This window comes from Corallococcus sp. NCSPR001 (genome assembly GCF_017309135.1).
Lineage (GTDB): Bacteria > Myxococcota > Myxococcia > Myxococcales > Myxococcaceae > Corallococcus.
Window position 1 is genome coordinate 3,490,771 of record NZ_JAFIMS010000002.1, and the last position, 16,791, is coordinate 3,507,561.

General features: G+C 69.1%; 13 protein-coding genes. 7 read left to right on the top strand and 6 right to left on the bottom strand.

Annotation, left to right across the window (positions count from 1 at the left end):
* Positions 1 to 545: 545 nt before the first annotated feature.
* Positions 546 to 2,054: an FHA domain-containing protein gene (locus JYJ93_RS16155; RefSeq protein ID WP_206792295.1), complete on the bottom strand. Its 1,509-nt coding sequence runs from the start codon at positions 2,052 to 2,054 to the stop codon at positions 546 to 548.
* Between the two features lie 128 nt (positions 2,055 to 2,182).
* Here JYJ93_RS16155 and cysS point away from each other — a divergent pair, with 128 nt between their 5' ends.
* From cysS to JYJ93_RS16190, 7 genes are all read left to right on the top strand, one after another.
* On the top strand, positions 2,183 to 3,652 hold the full coding sequence (cysS, locus tag JYJ93_RS16160; RefSeq protein ID WP_206792297.1) for a cysteine--tRNA ligase: 1,470 nt from the start codon (positions 2,183 to 2,185) through the stop codon (positions 3,650 to 3,652).
* A gap of 45 nt (positions 3,653 to 3,697) precedes the next feature.
* Complete coding sequence (locus JYJ93_RS16165) at positions 3,698 to 5,383, top strand: M28 family metallopeptidase (protein ID WP_206792299.1); 1,686 nt, start codon at positions 3,698 to 3,700, stop codon at positions 5,381 to 5,383.
* Positions 5,384 to 5,462: 79 nt separating this feature from the next.
* The gene (uvrB, locus tag JYJ93_RS16170) at positions 5,463 to 7,628 is read left to right on the top strand and encodes an excinuclease ABC subunit UvrB (protein ID WP_242544450.1); all 2,166 of its coding nucleotides are present in this window, start codon (positions 5,463 to 5,465) and stop codon (positions 7,626 to 7,628) included.
* 11 nt (positions 7,629 to 7,639) lie between these two features.
* Positions 7,640 to 9,580, top strand: coding sequence for an excinuclease ABC subunit UvrC (uvrC, locus tag JYJ93_RS16175; protein WP_206792302.1), 1,941 nt, complete (start codon positions 7,640 to 7,642; stop codon positions 9,578 to 9,580).
* Between the two features lie 138 nt (positions 9,581 to 9,718).
* Positions 9,719 to 10,237, top strand: coding sequence for a DUF507 family protein (locus JYJ93_RS16180; protein WP_014398200.1), 519 nt, complete (start codon positions 9,719 to 9,721; stop codon positions 10,235 to 10,237).
* A 61-nt stretch (positions 10,238 to 10,298) separates the two neighbouring features.
* On the top strand, positions 10,299 to 11,705 hold the full coding sequence (locus JYJ93_RS16185; protein ID WP_206792304.1) for a hypothetical protein: 1,407 nt from the start codon (positions 10,299 to 10,301) through the stop codon (positions 11,703 to 11,705).
* Between the two features lie 1,091 nt (positions 11,706 to 12,796).
* Complete coding sequence (locus JYJ93_RS16190; RefSeq protein WP_242543828.1) at positions 12,797 to 13,111, top strand: hypothetical protein; 315 nt, start codon at positions 12,797 to 12,799, stop codon at positions 13,109 to 13,111.
* A 9-nt stretch (positions 13,112 to 13,120) separates the two neighbouring features.
* Here JYJ93_RS16190 and JYJ93_RS40595 read toward each other — a convergent pair whose 3' ends face one another.
* The 5 genes from JYJ93_RS40595 to JYJ93_RS16215 all read right to left on the bottom strand — a co-directional run bounded on the left by JYJ93_RS40595 (position 13,121) and on the right by JYJ93_RS16215 (position 16,779).
* Positions 13,121 to 13,237 carry a di-heme oxidoredictase family protein gene (locus JYJ93_RS40595; RefSeq protein WP_206792308.1) on the bottom strand — a complete coding sequence of 39 codons (117 nt, stop codon included), beginning with the start codon at positions 13,235 to 13,237 and terminating at the stop codon, positions 13,121 to 13,123.
* Entirely contained in the window at positions 13,234 to 13,737 is a 504-nt protein-coding gene (locus JYJ93_RS16200; RefSeq protein WP_206792310.1) for a hypothetical protein, read from the bottom strand. Before JYJ93_RS16200 ends, JYJ93_RS40595 begins: the two co-directional genes overlap by 4 nt.
* A 64-nt stretch (positions 13,738 to 13,801) precedes the next feature.
* Positions 13,802 to 13,981 (bottom strand): hypothetical protein, encoded by a 180-nt coding sequence (locus JYJ93_RS16205; RefSeq protein ID WP_206792312.1) that lies wholly within the window; start codon positions 13,979 to 13,981, stop codon positions 13,802 to 13,804.
* A gap of 106 nt (positions 13,982 to 14,087) precedes the next feature.
* Positions 14,088 to 15,068, bottom strand: a complete 981-nt coding sequence (locus JYJ93_RS16210; protein ID WP_206792313.1) for a DUF3108 domain-containing protein — start codon at positions 15,066 to 15,068, stop codon at positions 14,088 to 14,090.
* Positions 15,069 to 15,093: 25 nt separating this feature from the next.
* Positions 15,094 to 16,779, bottom strand: coding sequence for a DUF4091 domain-containing protein (locus tag JYJ93_RS16215; RefSeq protein ID WP_206792316.1), 1,686 nt, complete (start codon positions 16,777 to 16,779; stop codon positions 15,094 to 15,096).
* Positions 16,780 to 16,791 lie beyond the last annotated feature (12 nt).

The following is a 16,791-nucleotide window of genomic DNA, read 5'->3' on the forward strand; positions in this document are numbered from 1 at the left end:
GGGTTCCCTCGATGGAATCCGGGGCGTCGTGTTTCCAGGGCCAGGCAGGCGCCCGGCTTCCCCGGACTCCCATCCGCTCCGCGCCGCACGAACCGGTCGGACAGTCGGACAAGTTCGGGGAGTCATGGCCAAGGGCGCCCCGCCGACCGGGCAGCCGAAACCTGTCGGACTGTCGGACACGTTTGGAACGTCGCGGCCAAGGCCGGCCTCGTCACCCGGGCAGCCGGAACCCGTCAGACAGGTTTGACCCCCATGGCCAGAGGGCCTCCGCCGAAGCCGGGCCAAGAAACCTGTCCGACAGTCGGACACGTTTTGGAGCCCCGAGGCCGGGCCCTCCACCCGGGCCGAGCGGTGGAAACCTGTCCGACTGTCGGACACGTTTTGGAACTCCGAAGCCAGGCCCTCCACCCGGGCCGAGCGGTGGAAACCTGTCCGACAGTCGGACAGGTTTTGCAGAAACGCGTCGGGGAGGGCGGTGGGCGACCGGGAGGTCACAAGGCCTGGCGCAATGGCTCGCGTTCGTAGCGCCCGGCGGGACCGCTCAATCAAGGCGCCTGGGTGGGCAGTGCCGCCAGCTGCGAGCGGGCCTCGGCGTTGTCGGCGTCGTACTTGAGGGCGGCGGTGAAGGCCTCGCGGGCTTCGTCGAAGCGCTGGGCGCGGACGGCCTCCTGGCCCGTGCGCACGTACATCCCGGCGAGCTGGCGGCGGAGGCTGATGCCCTGGCGGCTCCAGCCCTGGGACAGCTCCCCGTCCGCCCGCACGGCGGCGCTGAGCGCATCGAGCGCCCGGGGACGGTCCTGCTGCGCCAAGGCGGTCCGGGCCGCCGCCTCGGCGGTCTGGAAGCGGGTGAGCTGCTGCACCAAGGGCGTGAGGTTCGCGCGCTTCGCCTGGGCCAACGCGCCGGAGACGTCGCCGGATTCGTAGCGAGCGAGGATGTCCGCGCGCTGGCGCTCGTCCGGAGGCCCTGAAGGCTCGCTCGAGGGCACGGCTTTCCGTCCGGACGCGGCGACGACCGCGGCGTCCGCATGGGGTTCACCCGCCTTCGCTGTCCCCGTGCCCTTCGCGATCTCCAAGGCGCTCGGAGCCGCGTCCTTCGTCGCCGCCCCGGTGCTCGGATGCATGCCTCGAGCGATGTCCGAGGCACTCGGAGTCACCTGTCCCGACGGCCCTCTTCGCGCGATGTCCGAAGCGCTGATGACCTTCGCCGCTGCCGGGCTCCCGTGAGTCGGGTCCTTCGCGGGCGCTGAAGCCTCGGTCTCCTGGGCCTCCTTCGCGGGCGCCGCTGGAGTCCCAGGTTCCTTGGCGGGCGCACCTTCCGCCGGAGCCCGCGCGGGAGTCCGGTCCCCCATGCGCATGGCCACCACGCTGATCAACGCCGCCACCGCGGAGCCCACGACCGCCGCGACCACCGCCACGGCGACCCCGTTCAGCCGGCGCCGTGCCGCGCGAGGCAGCAGTGGATCCAACGCCGTCCGGCTCATTGTCGGCCCGGCCCCGGGCCCGCGCAGCCGCAGCGTCGCGTTGCCCAGGCTGAGTTCGTCACCGGGCTTGATCTCCACCTCGCCCTTGATGCGCAGGCGGTTGACGAAGGTGCCGTTCTGGCTGCCCAGGTCGCGCACCATGAAGACGTTGCCCCGCCGGGTCAGCTGCGCATGGCGCCGGCTGATGGACGCGTGCTGCAGCCGCAGGTCCGACGTGGAGGACCGCCCCAGCGTGATGGAGCCCTGGCGCAGGGGCACGAGCTGCCCGGCCCCGGGCCCGCGCTCCACGTAGACGAACGCGGGCGTCAGGCCTGGATCCGAGTATTCCTTCGCCCAGTCATACCGGGGCGACAGCTCACGGTCGGACCGGCTGCGCTCACCCGGGCCTCGCCGCTTCGCCTTCCGGGGGCCCGCCGGATACTGGGGCACGCGCTGCGGGCGTGGATCATCCGCCTGCAGGGGCGCCACCTCGTCGTCGTCGAACGGGAGCTCCTCCGACGGGTCATCCGACGACGCCTGCTGCCCTGGAGGGCGGGGAGGGCGCGGCGGACGCTTCGGATTCGGCGGAGCCATGCGGCGATTCTCCCTATCCGACGCTTCCAACGCCAAGTGCTGGCCTGTGTGGGACCCGGGATCCTAGAGTGTGTATCGCGTTGCGCAAGTGCCGCGCCCGCCCTGTCCCCAAAGGAGGACCCTCCACCGTGGCCCCCCCATCCATCCGGCTCTTCAACACGATGTCCATGCAGAAGGAGCCGCTGGAGCCGCTCGTGCCCGGCGAAGTGAAGGTCTACGTCTGTGGGCCCACGGTCTACAGCTACATTCATATCGGGAACGCGCGCACCTTCACGTCGTTCGACGTGGTGGTCCGCTACCTGCGCTACCGGGGCTTCAAGGTGACGTACGTGCGCAACTTCACGGACGTCGACGACAAGATCATCAAGGCCGCGCACGAAACGGGTGAGGCGCCCGTGGACCTGGCCTCGCGCTTCGTGGAGGCCTTCCGCGAGGACGCCCGCGCGCTGCACCTGCGCGAGCCGGACGTGTCCCCGCGCGTGAGCGAGACCATCCCGGAGATCGTCGCCCTCATCCAGACGCTCGTGGACAAGGGCTACGCCTACGAGGCGAAGGGCGACGTGTACTTCGCCGTCGACAAGGACGAGGACTACGCGAAGCTGTCCAAGCGCCACCTGGACGAGCTGTGCCAGGGCGAGCGCGTGCAGCCCGGAGACATCAAGCGCCAGCCGCTGGACTTCGCGCTGTGGAAGGCGGCGAAGCCCGGTGAGCCGTCGTGGGACAGCCCGTGGGGCAAGGGCCGTCCGGGCTGGCACATCGAGTGCTCCGCGATGAGCGAGAAGTTCCTCGGCCGCACGTTCGACATCCACGGCGGGGCGTTGGACCTCATCTTCCCCCACCACGAGAACGAGATCGCCCAGAGCGAGTCCGCCACCGGCCAGACGATGGCGAAGTACTGGATGCACTGCGGCTTCCTGGACCTGGAAGGCGCGAAGATGTCCAAGTCGCTGGGCAACGTGGTGCGCCTGCGCGACGCGCTCGCCAAGGTGGACGCGGAGGCCCTGCGCTTCTTCTTCCTCTCCACGCACTACCGCCACCCGCTCAACTTCGGGGAGAAGGCGCTCCAGGACGCGGAAGGTCGCATGGAGTACTTCTACGAAACGCTGCGCAAGGTGGACGAGCGCGTGGCGGGCAAGGACTTCGGCAAGGGCCCGCTGCACGGCGACCCCGCGCGCTTCCTCACGGAGTTCGAGTCCGCCATGGACGACGACTTCAACACCGCGAGCGCCCTGGGCGCGCTGTCCGGGCTCTTCGGCTTCATGAACGAGCTCACCGACAAGCCGCCCGTGAAGGACAAGCCGCTGGTGGGCCGCACGCTCCAGGCGCTGCGCGAGCAGGTGCGTGAGACGTCCCGCGTCCTGGGGGTCTTCGAGGATGAACCGGGCGAGTGGCTGTTGCGCCGCCGCGACCGCGCGGTGCGTGAGCGCGGCATCGACGTGGCGGAGGTGGAGCGGCTGCTCTCCGAGCGGACCGCCGCGCGCGCCGCGAAGGACTTCGCCAGGGCGGACCAGGTGCGAGGCGCCCTCAAGGCCCTGGGCGTGGACATCATGGACACGCCTGCCGGCACCTCCTGGAAGGTGGCGGCGACAGCCTCCTGAAAACCCGCTGGGGAGCCCCGTGCGGCCATGCTACGCACGGGGCTCATGAAGCTCCTCCCCGCGCTGTTCGTCTCGCTGTGCTCCCTGGGCCCGGTGCCCGTCCTGGCGGCGGGCGCCCCCACCGTCACGCCGCAGGAGAAGACGGCCGAACAGGCCATCACGGCGGACCTCCTGCGCGCGCACGTGCGCTTCCTCGCGAGCGACCTGCTGGAGGGCCGGGGCCCCGGCACGCGCGGCGACGCGCTGGCGCAGGAGTACATCGCCACGCAGTTCGAGGGCCTGGGCCTCAAGCCGGGCGCCGAGGACGGCGGCTACCTCCAGCGCTTCGACCTGATGGGCATCCACAGCCGCCCCGGCGCCATGACCTTCCAGGCGAAGGCGGGGCGCGTGGAGCTCCAGCCGCGCGAGGACTTCATCGCCGTCTCCGGCGTGCAGGCGCCCGAGGCGAAGCTGGACGCGTCCGAGCTCGTCTTCGTGGGCTACGGCATCGTCGCGCCGGAGTACCAGTGGGACGACTTCAAGGGCGCGGACCTGAAGGGCAAGACGCTGGTCATCCTCAACAATGATCCGGAGGACGACCCGCGCCTCTTCGGGGGCAAGGCGCGCCTCTGGTACGGCCGCTGGGACTACAAATACGAGCAGGCGGCGAAGACGGGCGCGGCGGGCGCCATCATCATCCACACCACGCCCAGCGCGGGCTATCCGTGGCAGGTGGTGCGCACGTCGTGGACCGGCGAGCAGTTCGAGCTGCCCGCCGGGGACGCGCCCCGCCTCCAGGTCAAGGCCTGGACCACCGAGGACGCCACGAAGCAGGTGATGAAGCTCGCGGGGCAGGACCTGGACGCGCTGCGCGCCGCCGCCCAGAAGCGCGACTTCCACCCGGTGCCGCTCGGCATGAAGGTGTCCCTGGGCCTCACCAACGAGGTGCGCCGCCGGCCCACCGCGAACGTGCTGGGCCTCCTGCCCGGCAGCGACCCCACGCTGGCGAAGGAAGTGGTGCTCTACAGCGCGCACCATGACCACCTGGGCAAGAAGGACGACGGCAAGCCCGGCGAGGACGTCATCTACAACGGCGCACTGGACAACGCGGCAGGCGTCGCCTCGATGCTGTCCGTGGCCCGCGCCTTCACCGCGCTGCCCACGCCTCCGCGCCGCTCCATCCTCTTCGCTGCGGTGGCCGCGGAGGAGTACGGCCTGCTGGGCTCCGCGTACCTCGCGGCGCATCCTCCCGTGCCTCCGGGCCGCATCGCCGCGAACATCAACGTGGACGGCGGCAACGTACTGGGCCGCACGCGGGACATCACCGTCATCGGCCTGGGCAAGTCCTCCCTGGACACCTACGTCACCGCGATGGCGAAGACGCAAGGTCGCACGGTGAAGGCGGATCAGCTCTCCGACCGCGGGTTCTTCTACCGCTCGGATCAATTCAACTTCGCGCGGCAGGGCATCCCCGCCGCCTACTTCGGCAGCGGCATGGACTTCATCGGCCGGCCGGAGGGCTGGGGCAAACAGCAGCGCGCCCAGTGGGAGGCGAAGCACTACCATCAGCCCTCCGACGAGGTCCGCCCGGAGTGGGACCTGTCCGGCGCGGTGGAGGACACGCGGCTGTTCTTCCTGGTGGGCGCCCAGGTGGCGAAGGCCCTGGCGATGCCCGTATGGAACAAGGGCGACGAGTTCGAGGCCGCTCGCCTGAAGTCCCTGGAGGCACTGAAGGCCCCGGCCGCGAAGTAGGGGAGCGCCCCGTCCTTTGTCGGACGGACGTGCACGAAGGTTCAGTACACAGGCAGCGGGGATGTTAGATCTGTCCTCCATGCCGGACTTCGAAATCGTCAGTGAGCACAAGCCGCAGGGCGACCAGCCAAGGGCCATTGGGGAGCTGACCGAGGGCCTGCTTCGCGGCGACCGCTATCAGACCCTCCTGGGTGTCACCGGCTCGGGCAAGACGTTCACGATGGCGAACCTCATCGCGAACGTGAAGCGCCCCGCGCTGGTCATCGCGCACAACAAGACGCTGGCGGCGCAGCTGTACGGCGAGTTCAAGGCGCTCTTCCCGAACAACGCCGTCGAGTACTTCGTCTCGTACTACGACTACTACCAGCCCGAGGCCTACGTCCCGTCGACGGACACCTTCATCGAGAAGGACTCGTCCATCAACGACAACATCGAACGGATGCGCCACTCGGCGACGCACAGCCTGCGCACCCGCAACGACGTCATCATCGTGGCCAGCGTGTCCTGCATCTACGGCCTGGGCGCCGCGCGCAGCTACGTGGACCTGGCCATCCGCGCCTCCGTGGGCGAGGACATGGGCCGCGACGGCTTCATGCGCAAGCTCGTGGAGGCCCAGTACGAGCGCAACGACCTGGACTTCCACCGCGGCACCTTCCGCGCCCGCGGCGACACCGTGGAGGTGTTCCCCGCCTACGAGGAAGAGCGCGCCGTGCGCGTCAGCTTCTTTGGCGACGAGGTGGAGCGCATCACCGAGTTCGACCCGCTGCGCGGCCAGACGCTGGGCCAACTGGAGAAGATCGTCATCTTCCCCGCCAGCCACTACGTCGCCGGCGCCGACGCGCGCCAGAACGCCATGCGCACCATCCGCGAGGAGCTGGCCGAACAGCTCCAGAAGTTCAAGGCGGAGGGCAAACTGCTGGAGGCGCAGCGGCTGGAGCAGCGCACCATGTTCGACCTGGAGATGATCGAACAGGTTGGCTACTGCAACGGCATCGAGAACTACTCGCGCCACTTCACCGGGCGCGCGCCGGGAGAGGCGGCCCCGTGCCTCATCGACTACTTCCCGCGCGACCTGCTGGTGCTCATCGACGAGAGCCATCAGACGGTGTCCCAGATTGGCGCCATGTACCGGGGCGACCGCGCCCGCAAGGAGACGCTGGTCAACTTCGGCTTCCGCATGCCCAGCGCGCTGGACAACCGGCCGCTGAAGTTCGTTGAGTTCGAGGAGATGGTCCCCCAGGCCGTCTTCGTCTCCGCGACCCCCGCCGAGTACGAGCTGCAGAAGTCCAAGGGCGTGGTGGTGGAGCAGATCATCCGCCCCACCGGCCTGACCGACCCGGAGGTGGAGACGCGCCCCGCCGGCAACCAGGTGGACGACCTGTTGGAAGAGGTCCGCGTGCGCGTGTCGCGCAACGAGCGCGTGCTGGTGACCACGCTCACCAAGCGCATGGCGGAGGACCTCACCGAGTACTACAGCGACGTGGGCGTGAAGGTCCGCTACCTGCACTCGGACATCGACGCCATCCAGCGCATGGCCATCATCCGCGACCTGCGCCGGGGCGAGTTCGACGTGCTCGTGGGCATCAACCTGCTGCGCGAGGGTCTGGACATCCCCGAGGTGTCGCTCGTGGCCATCCTGGACGCCGACAAGGAAGGCTTCCTGCGCAGCCACGTGTCGCTCATCCAGACCATTGGCCGCGCGGCGCGCAACGTGAACGGGCGCGTCATCATGTATTCGGATCAGATGACCGACTCCATGAAGCGCGCCATGGAGGAGACGACGCGCCGCCGCGACATCCAACGCGCGTACAATCTGGAGCACGGCATCACGCCGCGGTCGGTGAAGAGCAACATCACCGACTTCACGGAGAACATCCCGGACTACGACGCGGGCGCGGGCGCGCTGCCCATGGCGGCGGAAGGCGAGAACGACCTCCTGGAACCCAAGGAGATCAAGCGCCTCATCGCGGAGTTCACCGCCGACATGCTCAAGGCCGCGGACGAGATGCAGTTCGAGAAAGCCGCCGAGTTCCGCGACCGCGTCCAACTGCTCAAGGACATGGACCTGGGGCTCAAGCCCGCCTCGCGTTCGCTCCTGCGCGCGCCGGCCAAGGCCGTGGATCAGCCCGGCACCACGCCGAAGAAGGGGCGCGGACGCGGGCGTCCGTCCTCGTCTGGAAGCGGTTCATCTGGCGCGTCCGGGGCGGCGAAGCCCGCGGCCCGTTCGCGGTCACGCAAGAACTAGAGGCCTTCGCCATGGACATCCGGCTGCAGGAGAAGCTGGACGCGCTGCCCACCGAGCCCGGCGTGTACCTGATGAAGGACAAGCGCGGGACCATCATCTACGTGGGCAAGGCCATCAACCTGCGCAGCCGCGTGCGCAGCTACTTCAACCGCTCCGGAGACACCCGCGTCTTCGTGTCGCTCCTGGACACGATGCTGGGCGACCTGGAGACGGTGCTCGTTCACAACGAGAAGGAGGCCCTCCTTCTTGAGAACGAGCTGATCAAGAAGCACAAGCCGCGCTTCAACGTCCTGCTCAAGGACGACAAGCAGTTCATCTCCCTGCGCCTGGACCGCACCCAGCCGTTTCCCCGGCTGGAGGTGGTGCGCAAGTACGAGAAGGACGGCGCGCGCTACTTCGGGCCGTACTCCAGCGCGGGCGCCATCCGCGAAACGCTGCGCCTCATCAACCGCTTCTTCCGCCTGCGCACCTGCACGGACCACGTGCTCGCCAACCGCAAGCGGCCGTGCCTGCTGTACCAAATCGGACGGTGCCCGGCCCCGTGCGTCCATCCGGTGCCCCCGGAGGAGTACCGCAAGAGCGTGGACGAGGTGGCCATGTTCCTGGAGGGCAAGGCCGGGCAGCTCATCGAAGGGCTGCGCGCGCGGATGAAGCGCGCGTCCATGGAGCTGAAGTTCGAGGAGGCCGCGCGGGTGCGCGACCAGTTGCTCGCCATCGAGCGCAGCCTGGAGCGCCAGAAGGTGGCCACCACGGACTTCAAGGACCAGGACGTGTTCGCGCTGTATCGCGAGGGCGACCGCATCCTGTTCTACGTGCTGCACGTGCGGCAGGGCCGGCTCAACGGCGGCCAGGCCTTCCCCTTCGGCAGCCAGGAGTTCCCGGACGACGAGCTGCTCGCCTCGTTCGTGAACCTCTACTACGACCAGGGCGGCTTCGTGCCGGAGGAGGTCCTGCTGCCCCTGGAGCCCGGCGACGGCACGGACGGCCTGGAGGCCCTGCTCACGGAGCGCAAGGGCGAGCGCGTGCGCGTCTTCGTCCCCAAGCGCGGGGAGAAGCATGAGCTGGTGAACATGGCGGTGAAGAACGCGGAGCAGGCGTTCTTGGAGCGCAAGCGCACCAAGGACGAAACCGACACCGTGCTGTCACGGCTCCAGTCCAAGCTGGGCCTGCGCAACTTCCCGCGCCGCATGGAGTGCTACGACATCTCCCACTTCCAGAGCTCCTCCATCGTGGCGTCCCAGGTGGCCGTGACGGACGGGGAGACGGACAAGTCGCGCTACCGCAAATACAAGATCAAGACGGTGGAGAAGCAGGACGACTTCGCCAGCATGTACGAGGTCATCACCCGCCGGCTCAAGCGCGGCCTGGAGGACAACGACCTGCCGGACCTGCTCGTCATCGACGGCGGCAAGGGTCAGCTCGCCAGCGCGCACGCGGCCATGAAGGACCTGGGCGTGGAGGGCGTGGACGTGGTGGGCCTGGCCAAGAGCCGGGATCAGGAGGTCTTCGACCGCGACGCGGAGAGCGCGAAGAGCCCCGAGCGCGTCTTCGTCCTGGGTCGCAAGGATCCCATCGTCCTGCCGCAGAACTCAGCGGAAATGTTCATGCTCACCCGCATGCGGGACGAGGCCCACCGCTTCGCCATCACCTTCCAGGGCAAATCCATGCGCAAGAGCTCCTTGCGTTCGGCGCTGGAGGACATTCCCGGCGTGGGCGAAGGACGGCGGAAGATGTTGCTGCGCCACTTCGGTTCTCTCAAGCGGGTGGGGGAGGCCAGCATCGAGGAGCTGACCGAGGTCGTGGGCCCGGCGATGGCCGAGCGCGTCCACGCGGGCCTGCATGGCGACCCCGAGGACGACACCGAGGACCCCGTGCGCGAGGCGTCCCTGGATGACGCTTCCGAACCCGTGCACGAAAAAGCGGATGGAGGGTCGCCACCCGGTGCGGCATGATTAAGTTCCGCTTCGGACGCCGGGGGGAGTGGCCGCTGGAACCCGCGACGTTCCTAGGGTTTTTCATTGCGACCATGCTCGGCGCTGATTTATAGCGGTTGAAGATCCGAGCACGTTTGAAGAGGACGAGGGACCGACATGAGGCTGTATCCGAAGGTGATCCCGATCATCTCGCGCGAGGCCATTCAGCAGCTCATGCAGGACGGGGACATCGAGGTGGAGCCGATGCGCGTGGCCGACGCCGAGATGGATCTCTCCGCCATCATGCGCGAGTACCTCGCCAACGAAGAGCGTGTGAACCAGGCGACGCGCGAGGCCCTGGAGCGTCGGGGATATGACTACTCCAAGTTCAACCAGGTGAAGCGCGAGATGGCGGACGTGCGCGGCTTCAAGATGGGGGACGAGGGCATCGAGTACGTCATCAACCAGATGATTGAGTTCCTCCTCATCAGCCGGAACGTCGAGGAGGTCTACTCCCCCGACAACGTGCTGCGTCAGAAGATGTTCCAGGGCATGAAGAAGCACCTGGACGTCGACGACGAGATCGACCGGGAGGCCCGCTCGCGGCTGAAGCACCTGCAGGAAGGCACGAGCGCCTTCGACATCGAGTACAACAAGACGGTCGAGCAGATCCGCCGCGCCCGCGGTCTGATTTAGTCCCGGGGCGTGCCACGGCCCGCTCCGCTGCCTACCTTCAACTTCAAGGGAGGCAGCGTCGATGGCGGGTCCAATCACGAGCATCTTGCTGTCCGGTGTCCTGGCGGCGGCGCCAGGGGGCGAAGGGGTCACGTTCGAGGGCCGCGAGGCCAGCGCGAGGACCGAGCAGCCGGACGGTTACTACTTCCAGGGTTCGCTTCCATTCGGTGACCTGACCGAGCGCGGCACGGGGCAGGTATCGCTCTCCGTTCAGGACCGGGTGGGCGTGGCGAACGCGACCTTCGGCGACAAGGCGAGGCTCTCCGCGAGCCTGCGCATTGGTGGCGCTGAGTACCGCGTGGAGTTGACGCAGGCGGGCTTCCCGCCCGTGCAGGCGATGACTCCGGCGCCCGCCGGGCCGCTCCCTCCGCCGCCACCGCACCTCATCGAGGGCGGGGTGCTGATGGGGACGCCCATCTACGGTGAAACCGGCATTGGCTGGCGCGCCACGACGCGCGCGCACGCGGCGATGGCCGTCTGGGGCATTGGCAGCGTGTGGCGCAACGGGACGCTGCTGACGGACTCCGCGCTGGTGCACGCGGCGGCGTTGGATGCGGGCACGTACGCGGATGACGACACGAAGCGGCTGTTGCGCGAGGCGCGGCCGGGGGACGCGGAGGTGGTGGTGGTGGTGTGGAACCTGCCGCCGCAGGCGGAGCCGCGCGGGTTCATCCAGTTCCTCTTCGACAACGTGTCCATCGACGTGGATGGGACGCGGGTGCCGTCGGTGGCGGTGGTGCCCACGACGGGGGAGTTGCCCGTGGCGCTCGGAACGCTGACGCCGGTGTCGCCCACGGCGTTCCCGGCGGCGGTGGCCCCCATGTCCGCGCCACGCTTCGCGCAGGGCACGGGCGGCAGCGGCACGGCGGGCGTGAATCCCAGCGCGGCGAACACAGGCGTGGGCGCGGCGGGGACGACGACGGTCATCGTGCCTTCGGTGCCCGCGCTGCCCACGGAGGGGCCTGCGACGATCAGCGGTTCGTTCACGCCCTCCGCGCCGTCCGAGCCGCCCGCGGTGGTGTCGGGTGCGTCGCCGGGCTCCGCGAACACGGTGGGGCAGGGGACGTTCACCACGCCGCCGACGGTGGCGGGCGTGTCCGTGGGGGGCTTCACCACGCCGCAACTGCCCGCGCCGGACTTCAACAACTTCCTGGGCACCAGCCAGGTGAGCCCGGGCATTCTCTCCACGGTGCCGCCGCTGTCGCAGACCTTCGGCACCCCGGCGTCGCCCATCCTGGGGACGCCCGCGCCGCTCAACACCGGCACGCCGTCGCCGCTCCTGGGGACGCCTCCGCCGCTCAACTCCGCGCCGAGCACCGCACTGCCGGCCACCCCGTCCCCGGCCAACGCCGCGCCTGCGGCATCTCCAGCGGCGGCCCCGGCGGCTCCGGCGGCTCCGGCAGGAGGTGCCGCGGCGCCCGCGCGCTGAGAAGCGCGCCCACGGCATCTCAGCGGCGGGCCCCGGCGGCTCCGATGGGCATTGCCGCAGCGCCCCGGCGCTCAGAAAGCGCGCCCACGGCATCTCCAGCGGTAGCCCCGGCGGCGCCGGCGGGTGGTGCCGCAGCACCCGCGCCTGAGGAATCGCAGCGCTAGCTGCGGCTCCATGGGTGGCCCTTTCGGCTCCGGCTGGTGGTGCCGCAGTGCCCACGCGCTGGGAATGCGCCGCGTCAGGCCCGGCCAGGAATGCTGTCCTACTGGCGGGCCGGCGCACTTCAAACCGGTCCGACAGTCGGACCGGTTCGCGAGGTGTGCCCCTGCCGGGCCTGCGTAGTTCAACCTGGTCCAACAGTTGGGCAGGTTCGCTAGGTGCGCCTCCGCCGGGCCGATGCACTTCAACCTGGTCCGACAGTCGGACAAGCTCGCGAGGCTCGCCCTTGCCGGGCCGATGCACTTCAACTTGGTCCGACAGTCGGACAGGCTCGCGAGGCTCGCCCTTGCCGGGCCGATGCCCTTAAACTTGGTCCGACAGTCGGACAGGCTCGCCCCTGCCGGGCCGATGCACTTCAACCTGGTCTGACAATCGGACAGGTTCGCGCGGTTCGCCTTCGATGGACCGATGCACTTCAACCTGGTCCGACACTCGGACAGGTTCGCGCGGTTCGCCTTCGACGGACCGATGCGCTTCAACCTGGTTCGACAGTCGGACAGGTTCGCGCGGTTCGCCCTCGATGGGCCGATGCCCTTCAACCTGGTCCGACAGTCGGACAGGTTCGCGACATGCGCCCCCGGCGGGCCGGCGTGCTTCAAAGCGGTCCGACAGTCGGACAGGTTCGCGACATGCGCCCCCAGCGGGCCGGCGTGCTTCAAACTGGTCCGACAGTCGGACAGGTTCGCGAGGTTCGCCCCTGCTGGACCGATACGCTTCAATCTGGTCCGACAGTCGGACCGGTTCGCGCGGTTCACCGCCGACGGGGCGGCGTTTCGCACCGACCGGCAGGGGGTGGGAAAATTGACCGGATGCTACGGACCTGTAGCGTCCTGGATATGTCCCCTTCCGTCGCAGCCCTCGCCACCCCCGCGATGTTGCGCCGTACCGATCCTGTCCGTGGGGCGGTGGAGCGCCTGGCCCGGACGCTGCCCGCTCGCGAGGACGCCACCGTCCTCCTGGACTTCCTGGAGGACGACCTCCGCGAGGGTCTGGACGCCCTGGGCGATGTGCAAGCGCATTTCTACGACCTGCTCCTGGCACTCCACCGCGAGACGCTCACGCCAGTTGCCGTGATGAACGCGGGCGAGAACCTGCACGTGTTCCAGCGCATCGAGGACTTGCACGAGGTGGTGACGCAGCTGCGCCGCCGCCTGTCGCAGGCCGCCGGGATGATCCGCAACGGGTGAAGCCGCTCGCTACAGCGACTGGAGGATGCGCACCTGTGCGTCCCGGTCGCTGGTGGACAGGTTGCGGAACCCCTCCCGCGCCCGCTCCGCCTCACCGCCGTGCCACAACACGGCCTCTTCCGTCATCGCCACAGGCGCCCATCAGGAGCGCGCCACCCACCAGCAGGGAGGGTTTCCAGGGAACGGGAGGCCAGGGGGGAACCTTCAATTCCTCTCGTGGCGACAACGATCGAGATAGCCGAGGGACGAATCCGTAGACAAAGCCCGTCGACCTCCGGAGCGCGTTCTCCGAACGGAAGACGCCGCTGGCTGAAGTTGGGCCTCAGCGCGGCGAGCCCCGCGAGCGTGTAGCTGGTGCCCCCCGTGTAGGGGGTGCGCTCGAAGTGGGAGGTGAACAGCTCGGGGCGGGGCTTGAGCTGCGAATCCATGGAGTCGATGCGGACGGACGGCTCCAGCCGATGGTTGCCGTCCAGCCCCAGCCAGGGCGCGATGTCGTAGCCCTGCTCGCCCCACGCGGAGCGCACGTTGTCAGCCGCCAGCGTGCGCAGCACGTTGAGCAGGTTGGACAGACGCGTGTTGCGCGCGGACACCGCCGCGGCGTTGCCCAGGTGGACGAACATCACCATCGCGTGCGCCCGCCAACGGTCGCGGCCTCGAGCCCGTACTCCGGCAGCCCCGCCTCCAGCTCCATCACCAGGCGCGTCGTGTCGAACGCGAGCCGTCCGCCCGGTTCCAGTCCTCGCCGAGGTTGGAGTACGCGAACTGGAGATCCGCGTACGCGTTCACGCTCACGTCCAGCTTCGGCTTGCCGCCGACGGTCAGGACCTTGTCCTTCGCGTCCTCGCCGATGCGGCACTCGTCGGCGCGCACCCTGTGTTCGGCTTTTCGACTCCGCGAATCAGTCTCGATATTCGGCCAAGAAAAAGGCCCGCGCTCCCTGTGGGAGGCGGGCCCGGGGCGGGAGCTCAGCCCCGCGTTACCACTTGAGGTCTTCCTTGCCCTGCGCCTCCATGGGTTTTTCACCGGGACGCTTCACGCCGGACAGCGTCAGCCGCACCGCGCCCAGGTCGATGGCGCCCACGGCGGCCAGCGGGAGGCGGCGGTCGTCGTCGGTAATCCAGACGTGCACGTCGCGCGTCTGCGACGGCCGGTCCAGGCGCACGGCGGTGCCGGCCAGGTGCCAGGCGTCGAACTCGCCCAGGGGCAGCGACACGTGCTCGCGCTCCACCACGGTGGCCGTCATGCGCCACATGCGGCGGATGCCGTACACGTCGAAGCACACCGGCAGGTCCTTCTTCAGGGGCAGCTGGCGGATGAGGTAGATGGCGCCCGCGACGTCCAGGCCGTCCTTGTCGTAGGCGTAGTCGAAGTGGCCCTTGGGGCGGTCCCCGATCTGGTAGTCCACCTTGACGCTCTTGTCCTGCGCGCCGAAGTCCACGTTCACCTTGCGGCGCTGCTCGTTCTCCACGGCCTCCTCGGTGTAGCGCGAGGGGCGCAGCGTCTTGGGGTGCAGGTAGCTGGTCGCGCTGCCGCGCACCCGGCGCACCTTGGAGAACAGCGTGTTCGTCTGCGCCTCCACCAGCACCGGCAGCGAGCCGTTGGCGGGGCGCTGCACGCGCATGGTGAGCTTGCCCGCCTTCGCGCCCATGGCGTCCATTTCGAACTCGAGCAACTCCCCCGGCTTGAAGGCCAGCGGCGAGCGCAGCACGGGCAGACCCTGCTCACACGGCTTCACCGCGACGACGGGCTCCTCGGGGGCAGGTGCGGCGGACGCGTCGCCGGTGTTCTCCGCGGCCGCCGCGGGCTTCGCCGGATCAGCGGTGTCCGTCACCGTCGGGAGCCTGGAGGGGCTCAGGATGTTGATGGGGCGGGGCTGGGCCTCCTGGGCCTGTCCCGAGTTGGCGCCAAGGGCGCTGAAGGCGAGGCAGGCCGCGACGAGGGTGCGCATGGGTTTCATTCTGCTTCCTCCCAGGGGGGAGTGACTACGGGGTTCCCCCGGAAGTCCGACGTCCGGAGCGCTTCGCTTGTTCAGCCGATTGACGCTTCACGATGCGCTCGGTCAGTTCCTTGCGCACCGCTTCCCATTCCGCCGGGTCCCGGGAGATTTCGTACCCGGACTTCGCCAGCCGCTTCGCCGCCGCCTTCGCGAAGGCGCCGTCGCCCAGCGAGTCGAGCAGGCGCAGGTATTCGTAGTCCTCCAGGCCGTCACGGATGTGTTTCAGCCGCAGGGACACCACGGGTTGGTGCTCGGTGCCCCCCAGCTTCGCGGGCGTGCCCGGGTAGAAGAGGGTGCCGTCGCCGTTGCCGCCGAACTCGAAGAGGTCCGACCAGACATCCTTCTTCGTGTTGTAGGCGAAGACGGTGTCGAAATAGAGCTCGCCATCCACGCCGCTTTCGAAGGCCAGCGGGCCCATGGCGCGGTTGAGCGGGGCGGGGTGATCCACCATGTACGACGCCCAGTCGCTGTACGCCTTGTCCAGCGACTTGTCCTCGGGCGGGCCGCCCGTGCAGCCGTGCGACATACAGCTCTGGTACCACCACACCTTCGCGCGCGAGCTCAGCTTCGTGCGCGCGGCCGAGGCGTTGACCACGTTGTGGCACGTCTGAGGCCCCTCGCGCGGGTAGAAGCAGTTGATGATGGGCGTGAGGATGTCCACCGAGCCCTGGAGCGCCGGGTTCAACGCCGTGGTGACGAGCACCGGGATGTCCGCTCCCGCGTCGCGCACGCGCTTGGACTGCGCCTTCACCAGCGGGAAGTCCGCGGGCTTGGGTTCGTCCTTGGCGTAGAAGAAGAGCTGCGCCTTCCATCCCTTGTCCGCGAAGTGCTTCTGGAAGGCGCGGTAGTACGCGGACTTCTCCGCGTCCGTGGAGGCCTTGCGGTTGTCACGCACGTCCACGGTGGTGAAGCGCGCGCCGGAGGGCAGCACGCTCCCATCCAGGAAGGGCGCCATCTCCGCGTCGTACGCGGTCCAGTCCAGCACCGCGCGGCCGTCCTGGAACTTCACCGGCGGCGGGTCCATGCCCATGCCGTGCGCGCTCACGCGGTGCTCCAGCAGCGTCTTGCCGTACTCGCGCAGGAGCGCCTTCGCCTCCGGCGACTCCGCCGGGATGCCGTGCCCCTTCGCGATGCTGTACAGCGAGATGCCGAAGCTGTTGGGCAGGGACGACGTCGCGGGCAGCTCGAAAGGTTGCACCTCCACGCTGAAGGGGACGGCCGGCAGCTCCCTGCCATCCACCGCCGCGCTCAGGCTCCCCGTATAGGTGCCCGGGGCCTGCTTGGCGGGAACGCAGACCTCCACGTAGACGACCGTCGGATGTCTGGGATTGGCGGGCGCGGACAGGGGCACCAGCGCGTCCGGCCACAAGCCCGTTTTGCCCTCGCCGTTGGAGGGCGTCTTCACGTCGAGGTAGGCCTCGCGCCACGCGTCCACGGTGAGCGGCGCGCCCGGCCCCTTGAGGGCCAGGGGCTTCATCGTCACGCGCGTCACGCCCTGGGGGAGCACCAGTTGCGTGCCCTCGCATTCACCCCGGGCCGCGCTGAGGCGAGCCTCCTTCGCGCCCTTCGGCGTCGCGTCCGGCCGCACCTTCACCAGCGGCGACACCACCTGCACGCCGCCCGGCGCGGCGGAGAGCGCCGCTGCCACTGCCCATGCCCAACCCACGCCCATGCCCCCTGCCTT